The organism is Lactobacillus kitasatonis DSM 16761 = JCM 1039, from assembly GCF_000615285.1.
Taxonomy (GTDB): Bacteria; Bacillota; Bacilli; order Lactobacillales; family Lactobacillaceae; genus Lactobacillus; species Lactobacillus kitasatonis.
Genome location: NZ_BALU01000010.1, coordinates 1 through 22,868 on the forward strand (window position 1 = coordinate 1; position 22,868 = coordinate 22,868).

The 22,868-nt window shown below is 39.8% G+C and carries 15 protein-coding genes and 3 pseudogenes; 4 read left to right on the top strand and 14 right to left on the bottom strand.

Features of this window, described 5'->3' with window-relative positions; translation table 11 throughout:
• Positions 1–354 precede the first annotated feature (354 nt).
• Positions 355–623 (bottom strand): annotated as a pseudogene (locus tag JCM1039_RS11105) (DUF2922 domain-containing protein).
• 51 nt (positions 624–674) lie between these two features.
• Positions 675–890, bottom strand: a complete 216-nt coding sequence (locus JCM1039_RS07060) for a DUF1659 domain-containing protein (RefSeq protein ID WP_025015222.1) — start codon at positions 888–890, stop codon at positions 675–677.
• Between the two features lie 157 nt (positions 891–1,047).
• Between JCM1039_RS07060 and JCM1039_RS07065 the strand changes: the two genes are divergently transcribed.
• The 4 genes from JCM1039_RS07065 to JCM1039_RS07085 all read left to right on the top strand — a co-directional run bounded on the left by JCM1039_RS07065 (position 1,048) and on the right by JCM1039_RS07085 (position 5,722).
• Positions 1,048–1,500, top strand: coding sequence for a hypothetical protein (locus JCM1039_RS07065; protein ID WP_025015223.1), 453 nt, complete (start codon positions 1,048–1,050; stop codon positions 1,498–1,500).
• Between the two features lie 135 nt (positions 1,501–1,635).
• Positions 1,636–2,094 carry a hypothetical protein gene (locus JCM1039_RS07070; RefSeq protein ID WP_025015224.1) on the top strand — a complete coding sequence of 153 codons (459 nt, stop codon included), beginning with the start codon at positions 1,636–1,638 and terminating at the stop codon, positions 2,092–2,094.
• Positions 2,095–2,698: 604 nt separating this feature from the next.
• Complete coding sequence (locus JCM1039_RS07080; protein WP_025015225.1) at positions 2,699–3,136, top strand: hypothetical protein; 438 nt, start codon at positions 2,699–2,701, stop codon at positions 3,134–3,136.
• Between the two features lie 567 nt (positions 3,137–3,703).
• Positions 3,704–5,722, top strand: a complete 2,019-nt coding sequence (locus JCM1039_RS07085; RefSeq protein ID WP_025015226.1) for a KUP/HAK/KT family potassium transporter — start codon at positions 3,704–3,706, stop codon at positions 5,720–5,722.
• Positions 5,723–6,212: 490 nt separating this feature from the next.
• Here JCM1039_RS07085 and JCM1039_RS11110 read toward each other — a convergent pair.
• From JCM1039_RS11110 to JCM1039_RS07145, 12 genes and pseudogenes are all read right to left on the bottom strand, one after another.
• Positions 6,213–8,164: pseudogene (locus tag JCM1039_RS11110) on the bottom strand (M13 family metallopeptidase).
• Between the two features lie 84 nt (positions 8,165–8,248).
• Positions 8,249–9,466 carry an MDR family MFS transporter gene (locus tag JCM1039_RS07095; RefSeq protein ID WP_025015227.1) on the bottom strand — a complete coding sequence of 406 codons (1,218 nt, stop codon included), beginning with the start codon at positions 9,464–9,466 and terminating at the stop codon, positions 8,249–8,251.
• A gap of 98 nt (positions 9,467–9,564) precedes the next feature.
• Positions 9,565–10,772, bottom strand: a pseudogene (locus JCM1039_RS11115) (DUF438 domain-containing protein).
• Complete coding sequence (locus JCM1039_RS07105) at positions 10,772–11,353, bottom strand: iron-sulfur cluster assembly protein (protein WP_025015228.1); 582 nt, start codon at positions 11,351–11,353, stop codon at positions 10,772–10,774. Before JCM1039_RS07105 ends, JCM1039_RS11115 begins: the two are co-directional and overlap by 1 nt.
• A 70-nt stretch (positions 11,354–11,423) precedes the next feature.
• The gene (nrdG, locus tag JCM1039_RS07110) at positions 11,424–12,137 is read right to left on the bottom strand and encodes an anaerobic ribonucleoside-triphosphate reductase activating protein (RefSeq protein WP_025015229.1); all 714 of its coding nucleotides are present in this window, start codon (positions 12,135–12,137) and stop codon (positions 11,424–11,426) included.
• Positions 12,121–14,316, bottom strand: a complete 2,196-nt coding sequence (gene nrdD, locus JCM1039_RS07115) for an anaerobic ribonucleoside-triphosphate reductase (RefSeq protein ID WP_025015230.1) — start codon at positions 14,314–14,316, stop codon at positions 12,121–12,123. The genes nrdG and nrdD overlap by 17 nt, the downstream gene beginning before the upstream one ends.
• A gap of 181 nt (positions 14,317–14,497) precedes the next feature.
• Positions 14,498–16,573, bottom strand: a complete 2,076-nt coding sequence (locus tag JCM1039_RS12315) for a BspA family leucine-rich repeat surface protein (protein ID WP_025015231.1) — start codon at positions 16,571–16,573, stop codon at positions 14,498–14,500.
• A gap of 147 nt (positions 16,574–16,720) precedes the next feature.
• Entirely contained in the window at positions 16,721–17,395 is a 675-nt protein-coding gene (locus JCM1039_RS11120) for a hypothetical protein (protein WP_025015232.1), read from the bottom strand.
• Between the two features lie 97 nt (positions 17,396–17,492).
• A complete protein-coding gene (locus JCM1039_RS07130; protein WP_025015233.1) occupies positions 17,493–18,761 on the bottom strand; it encodes a carboxylate--amine ligase in 1,269 nt (422 codons plus the stop codon).
• Between the two features lie 21 nt (positions 18,762–18,782).
• Positions 18,783–20,732, bottom strand: coding sequence for an asparagine synthase (glutamine-hydrolyzing) (asnB, locus tag JCM1039_RS07135; RefSeq protein ID WP_025015234.1), 1,950 nt, complete (start codon positions 20,730–20,732; stop codon positions 18,783–18,785).
• A 141-nt stretch (positions 20,733–20,873) separates the two neighbouring features.
• The gene (locus JCM1039_RS07140) at positions 20,874–22,271 is read right to left on the bottom strand and encodes a metallophosphoesterase family protein (protein WP_025015235.1); all 1,398 of its coding nucleotides are present in this window, start codon (positions 22,269–22,271) and stop codon (positions 20,874–20,876) included.
• A gap of 54 nt (positions 22,272–22,325) precedes the next feature.
• Positions 22,326–22,811 (bottom strand): hypothetical protein, encoded by a 486-nt coding sequence (locus JCM1039_RS07145; RefSeq protein WP_025015236.1) that lies wholly within the window; start codon positions 22,809–22,811, stop codon positions 22,326–22,328.
• Positions 22,812–22,868: the final 57 nt, after the last annotated feature.

A 22,868-nucleotide genomic window follows, 5' to 3' on the forward strand; every position in this document is an offset into this window, starting at 1 on the left:
CCTATTACTTACCACGATTCATATTGTACTAACCTCTTCACAAAATAGCAAGTTAAATCAACTGAAAATTTTCTTTTGTAATATTTTCCACCTTTTCCGTCACATCAACGTTTAGCCGACCTCTTTTTTAATAAATAGCCAAATCCTAGCTATAACAAGAAAAAAGGCGGACTGGAGTCCGCTTTTTTCTTTTAGAATCTTTACCTTTTTTTACAAAAATATAACAAACTTTTGCTAAAAAGTAATATTTCTAATAATGTTTCTTTGAAGATTTCGCTATCAACTTAGTATGATGCTTCACTTTTAACCAGTTTATTTTTGAGTAAATCTATGACCTCAAACAGTAACTCAAGATTAGTCTTGCTTGTCTGTAGATTCTGCTTGATCAGCATCCCCATCGTTAAAGATGTCGCTAACAGTACGTTCAATGTATGCAGCAGATTGAGGAGTAACGTGATATGCAACACCGTCTTTCTCAAACACGTTAGCTTGCGCAATAGTAGTCATTGCACCGCGAACTTGTTCCGCAGTAAGATTATCCATTGCATCCCCAACGTAACACTTGTCTTCTTGTTCTTACCATTCAAAAAAGTTAACTTCAAAGTCTTAGTAGTCTTAACCATGTAAATTTCCCCTTGTTTTCCTTATTATATTAACTAACTTCTCTACCCTAATTATTCAGCTGTATCTACAATGCGTTTTCTCTGAATTAAGATCGCATCATCAAGTGAATCGTCTTGAAGACTTGCAATTGCCTTACCCACATTTTGAAGAGCATCAGCTTTTGCATCCTTAGACACATTCTTGAAGCTGCGGTTCTTAAGTCCGCTCTTGCATTTCTTGTTACCGAAAGTAAATTGGATTGATTGTTCAGTTAATTCAAAATTCATGTTTAATTCTCCCTATATTAATATTTGTTAAATTTTGAGCTTTTTGTAATCAACCTGCCGGCCAGATGTCTTACACTATTACTAACAATTTGAAACCCAAAAATGGGCCAAATTTGTTGAAATAATTTTTCTAATCAAGGGAGAGTTACGAAAGATAATGAAGAAATTAATCTTTTGGGGTACTATTTTTGCGCTATTCGTCTTAGGTGGGGGCGGCGCCGGTGCTTACATTCACCACACCAACGCTGTGCAACACGAGAACACCAACAACACGTCCGGTTCCGCCAAGGGTCAGAATCCTAAGTCCGGCCCTGCCAACGGCAACAATGGTAAGGATGACAATAATAAGGAAGATAATTCTTCTAACGACTCCAATTCAAGCAAGTCAGCTGATAATAGCAGCGATTCTTCCAGCTCCAGCAGCGACAAGAAGCAAGACGAGGACAAGAACAGTTCTGCGCAATCATCTTCAAGCGATGACGACAAGCAGAGCAGTCAGTCAAGTAGCCAAGATGACAAGCAATCCAGCACCACGCAATCCTCTACTCAATCATCAACCCAATCTTCGGCTGCTGGGTCTAGCACTCAAGGTGGCAAGACTGGAAAGTAAGAGAAATAAGCACCATTCTTCATCTTTAGGTGAGAAATGGTGTTTTTTTGTTTTCATTAAGAATTGTGCTAAACTTAAAGTTAAAAAAGCGAACAGAAGTTTGCAATATATTTTTTAGACGAAAGGAGAGCAAAAATGGCTCAAAATAAAAATTTCTTGAGTGGTCCAGACGTTCAGTACTGGCTATCGTTTATGGCTGTAGCATTGTTTAACATCGTAGGATACTGGTCCACCTTGTCTAGCCTTAATGTACCCTGGCTTTTGAACTTGGCAGTTAGTAGCTCGTATGTGCTTGATTTGTTAGTTTTTGTTAGCGAATACCGTACTATTATCTCCTTGCTGCTGGGTCTACTAAGTACGGGACTCTTTTGGTATAACGTACACAAAAAAAGGAGCGAATATTACTGTTTGCTTCAAAGGGCGTTTCGATGTCACGGGTTTATTTTTAGTGCTATTGTACTAGCTTCCGCTGTGATCGGTTTGCCCATCTTGCGTTTATCTGAGAGAGCTTGGAGCATGACATGGATCATTGTGATCGCACTGTCTAAGCTTAGTCAGAGAAAGCGTGGCTGGTTAAAGATACAGATCAATTAAAAAAGTTCCTGAGTGAGGAGCTTTTTTGTTATAAAGACATTACGATATGGAAATCTGTCTATGTTGATCTTCTGATAATAAATGACGCTTTTTGAATCTATTTTTCAAAATCTGATAAATCTACTGGAGCAGATACTTTTCCTTTCTTAAAGTTAGCGATGGAGTCATCCATAACTTTCAAAGTTTTCTCTGAAATGGCCACATCAAGGTCGTGGCTTTCTTGCTCATATTCTTTCTTTAATTCTGGATGTTTCTTAATGTTTTTTTGATGAAGTCTTGAATTTTACTCATGTCGTTCATCTCCATGTTCTATTTTTTGTCTTGATCATTAATATTAGTATATCCCATCCATACAGATGGTAGTTTGCTTTAAAGTTCAATCTCTATTAGAATTATAGAAAGATCAATCCCCTTGCTCTAATGGATACGTCCTATCGCAAGGGTTTTATTATTTTAGAAAGTTTCTACTTTATATAATCCAATATTCTTCTCTACATCATCCTAACAAGTGTAGTAAAATAGATTAGTTGCTTTTATTTGCAAAAGTAGATAGAATTATTATTGACTTTGTACTACTTATTTTCTAAATAAAGGGGTAACAACTTTGACTGAAGAAGAAAAAAACGCACAAGCTCAAGCAAATAAAGAAAATGAAGAAGAAAACGACGAACTTAAAGTCGTAATGCCAAAAGCTAACAAGACTACCATGCCAGCTGAAGAATTCAAGGAACAACCTGACTACTTGAAGGTTTTCGCTAACTTCTACATCGCTGAATTCGATGAAGACGATCTTGAAGTAATCAACCTTTACGATGAAAACCACAACATGGTTGACATCAACAGCTACCTTTTGAACAACATTCACTTCCCACGCAAGAAGTTGGTTGACCACGTATTGCAATACCACGACCACAACTTCAAGAACTTGCTTAAGGTGATGACTGAAAAGACTGGTGTTAAGCCAGAAGAAATGCTCACTTACGAAGCATGGGAAAAATGGGATGAAGATCAACGTAGACAAATTCCTTCATCACTTTCATAATATCTGCTTATCAAAAAAGCTCCCGATTAGGAGCTTTTTTTCGTGGCAAAAATAAAAGCCCTGCTTTCGCAGAGCTTAATTCGAGTGAGTTCCCACTTCACTCTATTAAATGAATGCTAGAAGGAGTTCCTTCGATGATCCATTTTTGGTTTCTTGTTTGTTCTTTTATCATTATACCATGCTATTTTTCAGCTTTGTGTGCTAATTCAGTATCCACTGCATCCCTGTTTTTGTCTTCTTTCATATTTTAGCCATCTTTGTAACAAAAAAGGATGATCCAACGATCACCCTTAAGACGTCTTTCGGTAAATAATCGGCTTACCTTTGTTGCACGCCCGCTCAACATACCTTAATCACCAAATGTATTTTACCATGAGGTGTTCGATATACTACCCCCTCAATTTCTACCCACTTTTTGCAAAACTGTCGAGTAACATTAAAACATAATTATTTTGCTTGCAATGTGACCTCAAATGGAAGAAAATGGGTGTATCAAGAAAATGTCAGCGTGGCATTTTCTTTTTTTATATTAATGCTACAAATTATTTTGTGGGAGATATTTTGATAATGAATAATACGTCCAAACGCATGAGTGCGGCTGGCCTTCTTATCGCCATTGGTATTGTTTATGGTGATATCGGTACTAGTCCACTTTATGTTATGAAGTCTATTGTTGCAGGCAACGGTGGTATCGGCAACGTCAACCGCGACTTTATTGTCGGTTCCATCTCACTTGTCCTTTGGACAGTGACTTTGCTTACTACTCTTCAAACTGTGGTTATCGCTTTAAAGGCAACCAACCACGGTGAAGGTGGTATCTTTGCCTTATACACATTGGTAAGAAAGCGTGCCAAGTGGCTGGTTCTTCCAGCGTTAATCGGTGGTGCGGCTATCTTAGCCGATGGTACTTTAACCCCAGCTGTTACTGTTACGACAGCCATTGAAGGGTTGAAGGGGTTGAAATTCGGTGGTAGCGTACCTGTTTCAACGCAAAGCATGGCTATTACAATTACCGTAATCATCCTGCTGGTCCTCTTCTCTATTCAAAAGATGGGTACAAGTATTATCGGTAAGGCCTTCGGTCCAATCATGTTTGTCTGGTTCTCATTCTTAGGAATCATGGGCTTGATCAACATGTCTGGTGATTGGTCAATTTTAGCCGCAATCAACCCAATCTACGCAATCAGGCTGTTATTCAGTCCTGAAAACAAGGCCGGAATTTTTATCTTAGGATCAATCTTCTTGGCCACTACTGGTGCCGAAGCTTTGTACTCAGACGTAGGTCACGTTGGTAAGAAGAACATTATTGGTTCTTGGCCATTCGTATTCGTCTGCTTGTCACTCAACTACTTCGGTCAAGGTGTTTGGATTTTGAACAATTCTCACTACGTTCCAGCTAATGGTGGTTCACTTAACCCATTCTTTGAAATGATTCCAGCAAACCTTAGATTGGCAGCCATTATCTTGGCTACTGTTGCCGCAGTTATTGCCTCACAAGCTTTGATCACCGGTTCCTTCACTTTGGTTGCGGAAGCCAGTGGTTTGAAGTTCTTGCCAAGAATGAACATCAACTACCCATCAACCGAAAAGGGTCAGATCTACATTCCTTCCATCAACAAAGGTATCTGTGTTGCAACCATCGCTATCGTTTTGTACTTCCAAACCTCAGCTCACATGGAAGCAGCCTATGGTCTGTCCATCACGATTTCAATGTTGATGACTACCATCCTTCTTTACGAATGGTTGGTAATGAAGAAGGTTAAGCCAATTTGGAACTGGATCTTCCTCATCTTCTTCGGCGTTCTTGACATCATGTTCATGGTATCAAGTTTGACCAAGTTCACCCACGGTGGTTACGTATCACTCTTCATCGCTGGTGCAATCGGCTTTATCATGTACGTTTGGTACTACGGTAACAAGGTTCGTGACAAGCGTGAATCACGCAATGCCTACGTTCGTCTTGACGAATACACCGACATGTTGACTAACTTGAGTCACGATGAAGATTACCCTACCTACGCAACTAACTTGGTTTACATGGCCAACGTTAAGTACAACAAGTTCATTAAACGTGAAATCTTGTACTCAATTTTGGATAAACGTCCAAAGCGTGCGAAGGCTTACTGGTTCGTCACTGTTAACGTAACTAACGAACCATTTACCGCCGAATACGCAGTTAACACGTACGGTACGAAGAACGTAATCAACATTCAGCTTTACTTAGGGTTCAAGAAGCAGACTAGTGTTAATGTCTACATCCGTCAGATCGTTCATGACTTGATCGCCGACGGTACGATTGAGCCACAACCACAGGAATACACCACCAGCCCAGGTCGTGACGTAGGTGATTTCTCATTCGTTATTGTTAACGACGTCATCAGTCCACAAACCCAATTGGTTGGTTATGAAAAGTGGTTGGTTGAAGCACGTGTTCGTTTGCAGAACTTGTCATCCAACCCTGCCTCATGGTTCGGCTTGGAATATGCGGACACTGTGATCGAACGTGTTCCATTGATCTTAGGTCGTCCAAATCCATCTTACATTAAGAGAATTAAGCCTAAGGATTATTCCAACGCTAAGAAATAATAATAGACAAATCAAAAAGGCACCCGTGATGGGCGCCTTTTTAGTGCAATAAACTTATTATATGGGTAGTAAGTAAGTTATAAAGACTGCAGCGTAGTAGCGGCACTGCAATCAGCTCTATTATAGTGTTGAAAATGTAAAATAGCTAACATTTGTGCTTTTTAATATTAATAAAGAGTAAATATTATAGTTGTATCAATTTTCTAACGACAGAAAAAAGCGGTCTTTCGACCGCCCACAATTCTTTCGAGTCGATAGCTAGTCGACCCTCAACACACGTTATAGTGTATTATTTCTTCATATTAAGTACCATTATAACATGATAAAAAAAGCTCTGCACAACGGCAGAGCCACTTGCAAGTTATCGTCTTGCATTGCATGCATCCATGATCAATGAGATCACAACACTTATTCTACGAATATTTTACCATGACAAAATAAAAGCACGAAGTTCTAAATCAAAAGAACCTCGTGCTTATTTTTATCTAAACTACCAAATCACAACACGTTTTTTAGGATCAAGCCACATACCGTCGCCTTCCTTAACGTCAAATGCCTTGTAGAATTCTTCTTGGCATTGTGATTGGACGTTAGCACGTTCTGGACCAGGTGCGTGAACGTCAACTGAAACTTGCGTCTTAATAGATCAGTAAGTTGCTTATTAGCCCAAACACGAGCAAAGTTTTCAAACAACTTCTTCATATCGCCGTTTTCACCCTTGTTAGCTTGAACAGCAGCAGTCAAACCACCTTGGTCAGCGATGTTTTCTGAAACAATTTGCTTACCGTTCAGAGTTACAGGACCATACTTGATGCCGTCGAACAAGTCGATTTCAGCTTGCGTACGCTTCTTGAATTCTGCGTAGTCAGCGTCAGTCCACCAGTTCTTCATGTTGCCGTATTCGTCGAATTGTGCACCGTTGTTGTCGAATGCGTGTGAAACTTCGTGGGCGATAACAGTACCGATACCACCGAAGTTTTCAGCACGATCTTGCTTCAAGTCGTAGAATGGTGCTTGCAAAATTGCGGCTGGGAAAGTTAAGTCGTTTCTTTGTGGGTCGTAACAAGCGTTAACCAAGTTACCTGGCATGAGCCATACAGTACGGTCAACTGGCTTGTGCAGCTTCTCTACGTTGTACTTAACTTGTTCAATTTCAGCAGCTCTAGCGTTTGAGTAAAGGCTGCCACCTTCGCTAGCTGGGGTTACGTGCAAACGATCGTAGATTTCTTCAATCTTGTCTGGATAACCGATCTTCAAGATCAAGGCACGTAACTTAACGATTGCCTTGTGCTTAGTTTCTTCAGAAAGCCAGTCATTGTTCTTGATACGTTCTTCGTAAACATCAAGCATCTTGTGAATCATTGATAAAACGTCTTTTTTAGCGTCTTCGCCAAAGTAAGTCTTACCGTAGTAAACACCAACAACTTCACTAAAGATGCCGTTAGCAAGGTGGTATGCTTGCTTTTCTTGGCTTTGAAGTTCTGGTTGACCTGACAAAGCTTGGCTAAATGGGAATGATGCTTCACGGAAGTCTTGTGACAAGTAGCTAGCAACACCATTGATGAACTTAACGATCATCCAACCTTTGATTTCATCGAAGTTGTCCTCGTTAATTAATTCATCGAAGTGATCCAAGTAGCGAGGTTCTGCGACGATTACACGGTCTGGAACTTCACCCAAAGCTTCCTTCAAGAAGTAGTCCATCTTGAAGTTAGTACTCTTCTTTTCAAAGTCTGAGATTGGCATTGGGTTGTACATTGCTGGGTAGTCTGCCCATTCTTCAGATGACTTAACTACCTTAGATACCTTGTCATCGAACTTCATGGCATCGTCAACGTATTCTTCAGCTTGACCTGCTGAAAGACCTGCCATCTTAAGAAGCTCAATTGATTGCTTCTTCAAAACGTCGAGCAATTTTTGTGCCGCATCAGTCTTATAAGTAGTTGTATCTGGCAAGAAAATTGATGAACCGAAGAATTGCAATACATTGATCTTAGTGTTCTTCATATCGGCATCAACGTCGAAGCTGAATGGCAATGCAAAAGCCGCCTTGAACAAGTCTGGAGCCTTCAAGTTGAAGTCAGCAAAGTCACGAATACCTTCAAGCAAGGCTAAATCAGCTTGGATAGGCTTAGCGCCATCTTCATCACGACGCTTAAAGTCACGTGCTAACTTGTAAAGTTCAACTGCCTTCTTCAAGTTAGGCACATCAGCAACTTCTTTTTTACCATCGGCAAAATCTGCGAAGTCCTTCATCAACTTCTTTTCAACATCAAGGTCAATGTTGTCGAAGCTAGCAATTCTTGAACGGTCTGATGGAATCTTGACGTTCTCAAGCCATTCAGAGTTAACTGCTAAGTATAAATTATCTTGTGGACGAGTACCTACTTTTGGTTCGAGGATGTCGCCGGCACCGCCGCGAACGGCCATTTTATTATTCATTCAGGAAAGTCCTCCTTTTTTGGTGTCTAAAAAATTAAATCAAACTAATTATATCATTTTAATTTAATTTTGTATGCTTTTTACTTATTTATAAATAGTTAATTCTTTGTGCACTCTCATGTAAGTTGGAATCATGACCACGATCATCAAGGCAATCACGATAGCGGCTACCCAGAAGAATGGAATATAACCAGCATGGTCGATGATTAAACCACCAAAGAGCGGTCCAAACGCACGCCCGATCCCGGAAGCCACCATGTTGGCACCTTGGTACTTGCCTTTACTGGTGAGTGGTGACAAGTCGTTGACATAAGCAGGAATAGCTGGGAACGCGGTTGATTCACCCAAGGTCAAGATGAACATTGATAAAGCAAAGTGCGCGAAGTCTTTGGCAAAAACTAATGTGATAAACGATAGTGAGAACATGCAGATCCCAAAGATGATCTGATGGAAGAGATTTTTAAAAATATTAGGAAAACTAGCCAAAATCCCTTGCATGATGGCGATAACGCCGGCATTAAGGGTCCAAAGCAAGCTGTACAAGTGGAATGGAATTCCAAGTGAAACCATGTAAACGGACAAGTTGGATTCCCAGTTCATGTACATCAGCCAAGTTACGCCCAAGGTGGTGAAGAAGACCATCGTCATAATGAAATTGCGCTTTGGCATTGGTTCTGCTTTATGCTTTTCACCCTTCTTATGCTTGGCCATTCTCTCCTTATGGAAGGCAATAATTGGCCTGTAGTTGAAGATCGCATTGATGAAGGCAGTTACAAAGAGCAGTGCCGCAATCACGAATAGAAGCGTAATTGATAAGTCGTAGAGGTATCCTACGATCAAAGTACCGGTTACCACACCCAAGTTTTGTGAGAAGTACAAAACGTTGAAGACGTAGCGGCCCGGATATTTTTTCAAACTAGTGGCAACAGAGTTGATCAAGGTTCCGTTCCAGCCGCCCAAGAAGCCGGTCAAAGTCAGCCAGACCCAATATTCTGGCCAGCCATGAAATGCGGCCATCAAAAATAAGACTGCGGCATCTAGACCTAAGCCCCAGAGCATCAATGGGTACGGATTGTATTTATCATAAAGACGTCCTGAAATAATTGAGCCGAGAATGTTGCCGGCACAGTTACAGAACAGGACCACACCAATGATTGACAGACTGATGTGCAGTTGTTTATTTAAGTAAACAGAAGTTAATGGCCAAATGAAACTAGCACCGATCCAAGTAGCTAATTCACCTACGATCAGCCAAATTAACTTAATTTCATCAGTTTTAATTTTTCCATGTGCATTTTTCATATTTGCCTCCCTAATGTTCTTTTTCTCCATTGTCTAGCTTATCAAGAAGTACAAAAAAAGAACAGTGCCAAGCTGACACTGTTCGTAAACTATTTAACTTATTCTGTTTTCTTTTGTCCCGTCAATTTTTCAATGTCGGTGATATCTTGCGCCACCTCGAGGCATCCCAGATACTGATCATCGTCATCATGGACGGCGTAGTAACGCAAATAGAGCTTTCTACCATCTTTCTTGGCGTGAACCAATATGAGATCTCGTTCTTCTTACCTTCATGAAATTCCTTGAAGATCTTCTCGATGATTGGCTTGCTGGCCGGTGTGTGACAGGAGAAGACGGAGTTGCCGATCGCGTTTTTAGAATGAGGGAAAATATTCGCACCGCCGCCGAAGTAAGCTACCTTGTCGTTAGCATCGACGAAAGTTAAAGCAAATGGCAACATGTCTAAAATTGCGGACAGTTGTTTTAGATTCAATGATCCTTCCTTGAAGTTAATAAACAAACTAGAAAGATTATCAACCGAAATTGGGCCGGCAGCCTTTGGTTCCTTCTTTGGCTTCCAGTTCATCGGTGGATTAATCAAGGTATAGCCGATTTGCTTTTCTTCTTGCTTGACGTTTTTCCAGTCTTCTTGGTTTGCGACTTCATCGATCATTGGAATCATGATGTCTTCTTCCTTGAAGATCATCTCAAGCACTTCGTGACTAGTTTCCTTGATCGCCTTATCTAATTTTTCTGCATCAAGCGGATTTTCATTGGCAATTTCGTTGGCATTTCTGATTAACTTTCTGATCTTATCATCCACGCCCCACATTACTTGTGGCGGAGCGGTGATGCCGTACTTGGTCATTAGTGGAAAAAGCGAGGTTTCTTTTCTCGCATAGTGCTTATCGATCGTGGCTAAATCAGACAATGCTTGTTTGATTTTATCTAAGGTTTCATCAGATTTGTTATCTTCCCACTTTTTCAAGTTAGGTAATAAAAAGTCATTCACCAGTGACTTGATAACCACGTTTTCCTGCTTGATTGTGTTCACCGGATGACCTGGCATGGAAAAATCAGGATTCTCCTTGTTTTCCTTGATATTGCCCCTAAACACATCAGCGTGAACGTTACACAAATATTGAATCTTACGTGGATCCAAACCTTGTGCGATTAATTCCCGCTCTGCTGCCGTAATTTCAGATACGTCGACCTTATCGAACGCCTCCTGAAACATCTTCTTCGCTGTCGCAAAATCGCCGCCATCTTGGATATAATGCAAGATCTTGAGTAGCGCCTCTTGTCTTTCTTTACTTAAATTCGCCATTATTCAATCACCTTGTAGCCCTTTTCTTCAAAAGCCTGTTTAATCTTGTTTAAATCGATCTTCATTGCTTGTGCACCAAGCGGAATCGTCATTACTCTACCTACTGTGCTGAGCAAGCCTGGAATCTTAATTCTGGTAAAACCGCAGTCATACATAATCTGGATAAAATCAGGATATTCATCAGCCAGCTTTTTAATTGGCACAGAAAAGTCGATGACTTTTTGTTCTTTTTCAGTGTCTTCGATCTCTTCTTTTTCACTTTGATCATCAAGCATCCCAAGCTGCTTCTTAGCGGCTTTAGTCATCCTTTCAGGCGACCAAACAGGATACCAGACTAATTGCACCTGGCATGAATCAATGCCGTCCATGGTCAACACAGCCTGTTTAATGTGGTCTTGCAAATAAGTAGACAATGGACAACCGCTGATCGTCAAAGTCATTCTTACGGTTGCCTTGCTTCCTTCAATATCGATGCCATAGATCAAACCTAAGTTAACAATATCAACCTGCAATTCAGGATCGATGACCTTTTGCAAGGCTGTCATAATTTGATCAACTAACTCTATTTTTTCTTCTTTCATCATTTTTCTCCACAAAATAAGGGTAACTGTAAATCTAATTTTACAATTACCCCTTGTTTTTATCTATTATCTATCTTTGCAATTTATCCCAAATAACGACTTTGCCAGCCTTCAATGACTTAGGCACATCGATAATTCGTTGGTTGCTTGAACCTCTGAACTGCAAGGTTAAATCCTTCTTTGCTTCAAGGAATCGTCCATCAACTAAGATGTCGATCTTTGACAACATCTCTTTTTTATCGGGAGTTTCCTTTTGCAGTTCATCCCAGGTGTAGCCGGACCAAGACCAGATATCCTTGGTATGACCGAATTCTTTTCTCACCCGATTGATAATTCTTAAGCAAACCCAAGTGTTCAAGAATGGTTCACCACCTAAAAGGGTCAAACCTTGCACATAAGGTTGTGACATATCTTCGATAATTTTGTCTTCAAGATCTTGCGTATAAGGTTGACCATAGTTGAAGTTCTGCGCAGCCAAGTTGTAGCATCCCGGACAGTCAAACAAACATCCAGAAACGTAAAGACTACATCTTACACCTTCACCATCAACGAAGTTGAACGGCTTATAGTCCGCAATCTTGTGCAAACTATGCTCTTCACTCTTCCATTCTTGTGGCTTAGGATTCTTAGGCATCGCCTTTTGCTTAAGCAACTTCTTAGCGTGATCAACTTGAGGCTTATATTGATTTGAGTCAACAAATACCGTATCACCATCAATATTAACCTTGATCAAACTGCTTCGAATGTCAGGGCCTTCTTGATTGTTTTTATCTTTCTTTGGCATTTTCTTTAGTTTCCTCTTCAGCTTCTTCGCGTACCAAGCCCATGGTCATGTGCTTTACTCTGTGAGCAATTTCTTCGTGACGACCGTGAACCATAGGTCTCTTCAAAGGATTACCAAGGTAGCCGCAGGTTCTCTTTACACAGTCACAGGTACGTGGATCATGGTTGCCGCAGACTGGGCATTGGAAGCCTTTAGCAGTAGCCTTGAATTCACCGGCAAAACCACACTTGTAGCACTTGTCGATTGGGGTGTTGGTACCAAGGTAGCCTACCTTGTCGTAAGCCCAGTCCCAAACGGCTTCAAGAGCTGCTGGGTTTTGCTTCAAGTTAGGGTATTCGCAGTAGTGGATGAAACCACCGGCAGCGTATTTTGGATAATCCATTTCGAAACTCAACTTTTCAAATGGAGTTGGGTGCTTTCTAACATCGTAGTGGAATGAGTTAGTATAGTATTCCTTGTCAGTGATGTCCTTAACCTTGCCGAACTTAGCAGTATCAAGTCTGCAGAAGCGGTCGGTCAAACTTTCACTTGGAGTTGAGTACAAGCTGTAGTGGTAGTGGTTAGGATCGTCCTTTTCCCACTTAGCACAGTAGTCATGCATCTTCTTAACGATCTCAACAGTGAAGTCGTGAGCTTCCTTGTTGTGTTCCCAATCGGAACCGTAGAAGACAGTACCTACTTCGTAAAGACCGATGTAGCCCAAGGAAATAGTGGCACGGCCGTTCTTGAAGAGGTCGTTAACATTGCCGTCTTCTGGAAGACGCTTGCCAAATGCACCGTATTGGTAAAGGATTGGTGCGTTGACTGGCTTAGCTTCGGTTACGCGGTGAGCCTTGAATTGCAATGCTTCGTGGCAGGTTTGCATTCTAACTTTGAAGATCTTCCAGAAAAGATCCATGTCGCCGTGACTTTCCATAGCGATTCTTGGCAAGTTAACAGTAACAACACCTAAGTTCATTCTACCTGAGTTAACTTCCTTGCCGTTCTTGTCCTTCCAACCTTGTAAGAATGAACGACAACCCATTGGACACTTAAATGAGCCGGTGATTTCTTTAATCTTGTCGTAGCTCAAAACGTCTGGGTACATTCTCTTGGTTGAACATTCGATGGCAAGCTTCTTAACATCGTAGTTAGGATCGCCTGGGTGCAAGTTGAGCCCCTTCTTAAGGGTGAAGAGTAGCTTAGGGAAGATCGCGGTTCTGTGTTCCTTACCTAAACCAGCAATTCTGATTCTTAAGATGTCTTTTTGGATTTCTTTTTCAATCCAAGAAGTACCAAGACCGAAGCCCAAGCTAGTAAATGGTGTTTGACCTTGGCTTGAGAACATAGTGTTGATCTCGTATTCAAGGCTTTGCATAGCGTCGTAGATGTCTTTCTTAGTACGCTTCTTAGCAAAAGCCTTAGCTTTTTCTTCATCATCGATTAATTCTTTAGCATCCTTCAAGTGCTTTTCGTAGTTCTTTTGAGCAAAAGGAGCTAAAACTTCATCGGCACGGTCGAACGAACAACCACCGTATTGACTTGAAGCTACGTTAGTGATGATCTGGGCAACTTGGCTGGTAGCAACACCGATTGAGTTAGGACTTTCCATGTAGGCATTACCAATCTTGAAGCCGTTGGTAAGCATTTCTTTGAAGTCGATCAAGCAGCAGTTGGACATTGGTGAAAGTGGAGTGTAGTCCAAGTCGTGCCAGTGAATGTCGCCGCGAAGGTGGGCTTTAGCAATGTGTTCAGGCATCATAGTCAAACCAACGGTCTTACCTACTGTACCTGCAGTCAAATCACGTTGAGTGCTGAAGACATCACTATCTTTATTTGCGTTTTCGTTAACGATAGTTGGGTCTTTATGGACTAAGCGTTCCAAACGGTTCTTAGTATCAATTTGTTTTTCCCATTCGGCAACGTCATGCTTGCGATAAGCAACATACTTTTTGGCAACTTCAATATAGCCAAGTTCATTCAAGCTTTGTCTAAATGCATCCGCAACATCTTGTGCTGTTACAGTGTTATCATCAAGCTTATCCATAATCTTGCTTAAAATTACTGTCTTAACATCGTCCAAGCCGAGAGCGTGAATAACCATCTCCAATTTGAACAATTCGAACGGATATTTAGCGCCATCACGCTTAACAAACATTGTCGGTGTATTTAACTTTTGTTCCAATTCTTGCTTCAACATAAAGATCAACCCCTCTAAATCTATGAATCAATCTTACCATAAAGCACAATATATTGTATTCTATACATATAGAGGCATCTACACCTTGTATTTAGCAAATTGCCGTCATTAAGACATTTTTGAGCAAGAAAAAAAGTTGAGAGAAATTTTTCCCAACTTTTTGGTATTTTTTGAAATATTTTTAGTTATTTTTACGCTTGCGATCTGCGGCAAATCCGAACAGTCCTAAGCCAGCGAGCAAGAATCCTAAGATACCGGTAGATTCTTTAGCACCAGTTTGTGGCAATGCCTTTTGATTTTGCTTCTTGTTAGCCAATCCTACATCTTGTGGTTTGCTTGGTGAAACTGCTGCTTCAGGATGAGTGTTATTTTGTTTAGTGTTCAACACAACAGGTTGTGGATTAACAGCCTTGGTATTCTTTACTGCAGCTGCTGGAACAAACTTGTTATCGTGTCTAATAACTTTCTTTTCTGCGTGTGGCTTTACAGTCTTAGTGTTATTTTTATTCTTCTTGTTGTTCTTAGATTTGCCTGGTTTATCTTCAGTCTCAACTGGGGTATTAGTTGGTCGAACTGGAGTCACAGGTGTTACAGACGTATCTGGCTCAACTGGGGCATTAGTTGGTTGAACTGGAGTCACAGGTGTTACAGACGTATCTGGCTCAACTGGGGCATTAGTTGGTTGAACTGGAGTCACAGATGTTACGGACGTATCTGGCTCACTTGGTGTGTTAGCAGTCCATTTTGCAATGTACAACTGATATGCAGCAGTATTGCCATATTGGTTTTCCGGTTGCCAACTTAATGTGTAGCCTGCACGATTTAAATTTCTGCTGGTGGCAATCTCATTCAAATGATTTTGAATCTCTGTTACAGCTTCTTCAGCAGAATTGAATGCTTTAGCTGGAACTGCTTCGATAATTTGACCGTTAACTTCTACTTTGTATAAGTAGTGTTTGTAATTATCAGCCCCAAAAACCTTATTTCCTTTGTTAATGTTTTCAGCACCGCTCTTTACAATAACCAACAATGGAGTTGATTTTGATGTATCACGTGGGTAGAACATAGTATTGGTTGTAGCACTATCTTTAATTTCCCAGTTATTTAAATCAGCTAATTGGAGTTTATCATCGTATAAAAACATTGAGTCAAAACGGTTTACGTTAGAAACATCCCAACCTGCAATGCCACTTACATCAGTCAAATTTGAATTATACATAAATGCAGCTAGCATATCAGTCACTCTTGATGTTTTCCAATTCTTTAAAAAGTCTAAGTTAGTTAGACCTGCATCACTATGAAATGCTGCAAATAAGCTCGTTACATTGCTTGTATCCCAATTTGAAAGACCGCTAAAGTCTTCTGAAGTAAGTTTGGGATTACCCCAGAACGCATTTGTCATGTCAATAACATTTGATGTATTCCAATTTTCCAGTCCATCGATTTCAGTTAGATTAGTATTAAGTTCAATCATTTGCGCCATGTTAGTAACGTTACTTGTATCTAACGCACCAACATCTAGCTTTTGTAAATCAGGATTTGGGGTATAGCTACCATCAAAGTTTGCAAATGCATAGTGCAAACTTGCTTTGCCATCTGAACCTGGTTTTACGTATAATTTACTACCATCATTTTTACTAATAGTAATTGATTTAACGCCTCTAGTAGTTGTTAAGTGATGTAAAGTTTCTGTGTCAACGTAAGCTTTACCATTAATAACTGTAATCTTACCAGCCTTAATTAAGTCCGCCGTATTTGGAACGACTATATCTCCAACATAAGTAACTCCATTTTTTCTCGAAACTTCAACATTACCGTCTGCTAAATTACTGTAATCCCAATCATTAATATTAACTGGATCAATATCTCTAGCTAAAGAAGCACCCATTTCAGCGGCACTAATACTCTTTTCTTCTTCATTAGTCTTAGTTAAATCAAGTGTATTTGTTTCTTCAGTTTTAGTAACTTTAAACTGCGCTGGTTGAGCTGGAGTTTCAGTCTTTGTAACTTTAGTCGTATCAGTATTCTTAGTTTGAGTTTCAGCATTTTGATTTTGTGCATCCCCAGCATCTGACTTAGCTACATCATCTTGTTTTTGTTGAGCTTCTTCAGTTTGTGCTTGTTCACTACCGTTAATTTCATCAGCGTGAACTTGTGTTGTAGATACACCAAAAATAAGTGCACCAAACATTACACTAACCGCGCCAATAGTTAATTTTCTAATTGAAAAAGTTAATTTATTATCCTTTCTCCGCATAATAATCGATCCCCTCGTTCTCAATTCAATTTTTAATTGAATATATTTTATACTCTTTCTGCATTTAGTATAACATACGTTATAAAAAAGTGAAATAAAAAGAACAGATTTTTATGATCTGCTCTTTTCTTCGCTATTAATAATAATTTAGTTTTTCTTATCCAGCGCAGCCAAAGAAACATCCTGAATCTTCACCAATTTTGCCTTCTTCTTGGATTGCTTCTTCACGACAACCATGCTGTAAGATCTCTTAGCCTTAGGTGTAGTCACCTTTTTACTGCAAAATACAGCATAATTCTTGCCAGACTTACCAACATAGGCAATTGGCGTATAAGTTGCACCAACCAGCTTCTTCATTGCCTTCTTCAAAGTGGCATTCACCCCAGCATTCTTAGTCTTGCCTTGATTGTACTTCCAACCACGAGCTAACAAATTATGCGTACCAGTGATTTCAGCCTTGCCATTTAAGTCTTCATAGACGTTCAAAATGAAATATTCTGTTTTAGCCTTAGGATAAACAACTTCCCCCTTGCACAAGTATGAGTAATTATTTCCAGCTACAACTTGTGAACCAAGATAAGCGATCGGACGATAAGTATAACCAACTAACCCTTTTGTTGCCTTATCAAAAGCATCCTTTGCAGCCTTATTTTTCTTCAGACTCAAATTACCTTGGTTAGCTTCCCAGCCATCATCAAGTTGTTCAGTGCCGTCCGCAACTGCCGCATTCACAGCATTTGTGCTACTTGCTACATATGTGCCTAATCCTAAAGTAGTTGCCAATGCCAACACACCGACAAATTTTCCAAAATTCTTCTTCATTTTGAACATCCCCCTTTCCCTATTTCATAATTAAACATATCAGAACATTAAAAAAGTTTGGTAGAAATATCTGCCAAACTTTCTGAAATATATTCAATTACTTATTTTTCTTGAAGTATTGACCCTTGTTTACTTCGTAGTACTTCTTGTAACGAGCGTAGTAGTTGTGGAACATGTACTTCATCAAAAGCCAACGCTTAAAGTTACGGTCCTTGTCGTAGAAGACAGTAGTGCCATAACGGCCTTCGTGAATTAATTCTTCTGCAGTGTCCTTAGCATCGTTTTCAAAGGCGTATTCCTTAAAGATCTTAACTGGTACACCCATCCATAGAACGTGCTTAGACTTCAACTTGTTGCCGTATACAGTGTCCTTATCCTTCAAGCTGTCTTCAACGTAGTCGTCAATGTACCACTTAGCCAAGTTGTAACCATTCAAAGTTACGTAGAAACTTGAACGACCTTGACGCAAGTTGATTTCGAAGAACTTGTATTGACCGTCACGAGTATCGTACTTGATATCGAAGTTAGCCATACCAGTGTAGTTCAACTTTTCAAGGAAGGCTTGAACTTGTTCGTACAACTTTTCATCGTATGCTGGCAAGATAGTCATGTAGTTACCAATTGATTGTGGGGTTGGGTCTTCTAATAATGGGTGACCTAAGCACATCATCTTAACTTGGTGGTTCTTGTCAACGTATGCATTCAAGGTTCTCATGTTTGAGTCATCACCAGGAATGAAGTCTTGTAAAATAAGGTCTTCAGTATAACCGTGGGTGTAGATCTTACCTACGATATCCTTGAATTCATTTTCATCATGAATAGTGAAAGTCTTCTTACGACCTTCGAATTGGCAGTTAAGCCATGAAACTGGGTCTTCTGGCTTAAGTTCTACTGGGAATTGGAATGGTACATCAGTGTACTTGCCTGACTTGTAATCATCCATAGTGATGATCTTAGTCTTAGGATATGGCAAACCATACTTCTCAGCTACTTCGTAGAAGCCTTCCTTAGAGATCAACTTTTCAAGCAAGTCGTAATCGATGTAAGGCACAACAAAGACCTTGCTCAATTCATCCTTGTGCTTTGAAAGAAGTTCTGCATAACCATCACCACAAGCAATCAAAATTACAGGTTCCTTATGGTCCTTGTAGATTTCCATCTTTTTACGCATAACATCCATGAAAGTTGGATCTGCGCTAAAACCATGGTGAAGTTCTACGTCAACAATCTTTGAATAACGGGTTGCGGCAAGTTGTACATCAGCCATTGCCTTAACCTTAATACCGTAAGCCTCGTTAAATGAACGAGCCATACCATAAACGTTAATGTCACTACCAAGTAAAATTGGTGTAAATTTCTTAGTCATTATCCTCAATAATCCCCTAAATTAAAGTAACTTACCTTGCTTAATCAAATTAGCAACTTCAGGTTGAACATGTTGGTACTTCTTAACAGTGTTTTCGTAATCTACGAAGAACAACTTGTACCAAACAAGGAAGGTGTAGATGGCCCAGATTTGTCTTCTGTATGAACCATCGCCCTTATAGTTATCATCAAGAAGCTTGATGATCTTCTTTTGATCGAAAATGTCGTTAACAAATTCTTCTTCGAACAAGCTACGTACTTGCTTGTAGAAACGTGGTTCCTTAAGCCATTGCTTGATTGGTGTTGGGAAACCAAGCTTTGGACGCTTAGCCCATTCATCAGGCAATACCTTCTCTGAAGCCTTACGAAGTGCGTACTTGGTATCATGACGGTTAACCAAGTACTTAGTTGGGATTGAGTTAGCTAATTCTGCGATCTTCTTATCAAGATATGGAACACGAACTTCAAGTGAGTGAGCCATTGAAATCTTATCGGCCTTTTGTTCAATATCGTTAATCATGAAGTGGTGCAAATCGATGTATTGCATTTGCTTAACGTTATCGATGCCCTTAACCTTCTTGAAGTCCTTCTGGTAAATGCCGTTAACAGTCAACTTGTTGCGGTAAGTTGGTTGCAAAATGCTGTTGGCATCCTTTGAGGTAAAGATAGTTGGGTAATCCATATCGTAAATTACTGATTGACCAACGTAGAATTCACTTGGTTCAGCCAAGTTGGTGTACATGTGAACTTTACCTGGGAAATTAGGCATCTTCTTAATCTTGTGGGCCAACTTAATTTGCTTCTTCTTAGGAAGTTTCTTAAGTTCGCTAGTGAAGATCTTAATGATATCGTTATGAGTGTGCATCCCGTAGTTAACGTAGCCAGCAAATAATTCGTCGGCACCTTCACCAGAAAGTGCAACAGTAACGTGCTTACGAGCTAACTTACACAAGTACCAAAGTGGAATGATTGATGGGTTGGCATCTGGTTCATCCATGTGGTATTGCATTTCTGGAAAATCACGCATAGCTTCGTCGGCATCAACCTTGTCACTGTAGAACTTCCAGTGGTTGATGTCAGCTAATGCCTTAGCCTTTGAAGCTTCATCGTAAGTTGAGTCATCAAAACTTACTGAGAAAACATCGTCTGGGTTAAGCAAAGTAGTCAAGTATGAAGAGTCAATACCTTCTGACAAGAATGCACCAACCTTAACGTCAGCAATTCTGTACAAATCAACGGTTTCCTTCAAGTCATCGTTGATACGCTTCAAAGTTTCTTCAAAGCTTAAACTATTTTCCTTGTATTCCGCATCCCAGTATTGGTGGGTCTTCATTTCACCATCTTTGTATTCGAACCAGTGACCTGCTGGGAATCTGTAAACGCCTTTAAAGAAGGTTTCTTCAAGGTCGTTGTATTGGTTCATGAGGTATGGCTTAACAGCTTCAACGTTCAATTCACGCTTGAACTTTGGATATTTCAAGAAACTCTTAAGTTCTGAACCTACAAGTAAGTGGCCATCTTGGTTGCTGTAGTACATTGGCTTAATACCAAAGAAGTCACGTGCGCCATAAAGGGTCTTGTTGTTATCATCCCAAATAAGGAAGGCAAACATACCACGTACCTTCTTAAGAAGGCCATCCATGCCCCACTCTTCATAACCGTGAAGCAATACTTCAGTATCGGCCTTGGTAGTGAAAGTGTGGCCTGCTTTAATTAATTGTTCTCTTAATGGTTTAAAGTTGTAAATTTCACCATTAAAGATAATTGCTCTAGACTTATCTTCATTATAAATTGGTTGACTGCCGCCTCGAAGGTCGATAATTGACAATCTTCTAAAACCAAGTGCAACCTCATCATTAATATAATAACCGTCGGAATTAGGTCCACGGTGCTTGATAGTAGCCATCATCTTACCAATAACGGCTTGTTTTTCGTTTATTTTTGGATCATAAAATGCGACAATTCCGCACATATTTCAACTTCCCCTAAGCTAATTTCTCTCTACTTTATCTATATATAAAAATACTTACACTTATAATTTTTCTACTTTAACTTTTTTATTATAAGCTAAACACTTGTAATAGCCAAATAGGTTTACTTTTCTTTACCTAAACTAAATAAAATATACCCGCCGTCTTGAAGCAGCCCCATAGCCAAAGACTTGAATACGGCGACGTTTCAAGTCGACGTTAACGATATAGCCAGCTGCTTCGTTATTATGGTCAATTTTGCGTTTCAAGTTTTTATTGAATTTTGTGGTCAAAGAATGTTTTGGCCCCATTAAAGCCGAGCAGTTAAACAGAATGTATTGGATACCATTGATTCTGTATTGATCTTCGCGGTGACGGTGGCCGCAGAAATAAGCAATGATGCGAGCGTTCTTTACATGAGTGAAGTCGAAGTCATTGGACAAACGGAATTCTGCTGGCTCGCCATCGCTAGCATGCATGCGGCCTTTTTCTCTTTGGTTAAAGGCAACGAGCAATTCATGCAAGGATCTACCGTTGTATTTGAGGGCGTTGCTACCCTTGCGGTTGATTGGGTTGGCATGACTCATAAAGATAATTTTCTTATTCGATGATCTGGTTAAAATTTCGATGATTTCTTCAATTTGATCTTCACGCACAGCCAAAGTGATTTTGGCATCGTATTTCTTTTGTCCCTTATTATTCAAAATATAAGGCAAATCTGAAGTATTGACGGAGATTACACGAATATCATCGAAATCAAAGTAAGCAACACCATGTTGACGTGAAACGTAATGGATATTCTTTTGTCGATACATGTCGGGCCACATGATATTTTCAAACTCGTTTTCCGGAAACGATGCTTTTAGATCGTGGTGTTCATCAAACTTATCGTTTTCATCGTGATTACCCTTAATATTCAAATAAGGAAGCGTATCTGACTTAAACGAATTGTTTAACTTGATCAGCTCGCCTTCACCAAGCAGACCCGCATCAGAACCATCGATCCAATCGCCTAAGTGAGCCTTCATGTTAAGCAAACCAGATTGATCAAGATAAGAAAATTCTTGAACGTGCTGCAGGCCATTCCAACCGTAAAAATCGACACTATCCTTATCTTTAAAGTGCGTATCAGTGATAACGCCGATATTAACTGAGTTTTTGCCTTTGCGAATATGCTTTTTAACTTCACTAGTAAAATCATCCAAATAATTTTCAACTACATAACGACGATCCGTTTTTGTATCATGAAAATCACGGAAACGATCTAGTTTTTCACTATATTTACGTACATACTCTGGTGCAAGTTCTGTGGTACTTTCTGAGCTTAAGCCTTGATGCAAAACACCATCTTTATCTTGATAAACAGTCAAAACAAATTTTTTACCATCAGGCGTACCATCTTCTGGACCAACATGATATTCACCAATGGTAGTGTATTTTTGCATTGGATCGAGTAACTCACCATCTTTTTCTATTTTGGAGCGCTTTTTTGCTCCAATAATCTTATCAACTATCCCTTTTGTTTGTTTAAAAAGATTCATTTTTTCGCCTCAAAGACAAAAAAAGCCGGCCCAACACGAACCGACTCAAATAATTTATGCGTTGTGTGCTAAAGCGTAAGCAGCAAGTCCAATTGACAATACAGCATCTTTAGATAATACTTCTTGCAAATCCTTAGCAGCAATTGCTTGGACTGCACCAATAACCTTTAAGCTGTACACAATAACCCGGTAATCAGTTGCTGGGTCATATAAATCATCTTCATATGGATCTTCATGGTTATAAGTTAAATTGATTTCGTCCTTATCAACGTAGCCGTCAACGTGATTCGTTAAAATACGATCATGCAAATCAGTTAACTTATTTACCATTTTAATTAAAGTTAATTTATGATCGCTTTCTGCTTCGTAATATTGTTCTTCGGTCATATCGAAATAATCCTTGATTGGATTATTTAAAACGTCTAAGTTGTCGATTACTTCATAAACAGCTTCGGCATCAAAGTCTTGTTCACCATTCAAAATTTTGTCTTGTGATAAGGCTAAATCGTCAGCCAACATCATGGTATCTAATTTTTCCATATGGACCTCCTCAAAATTCATCCCTAATTATAGCAAAAAAAGCAATCAAAGCCCCTA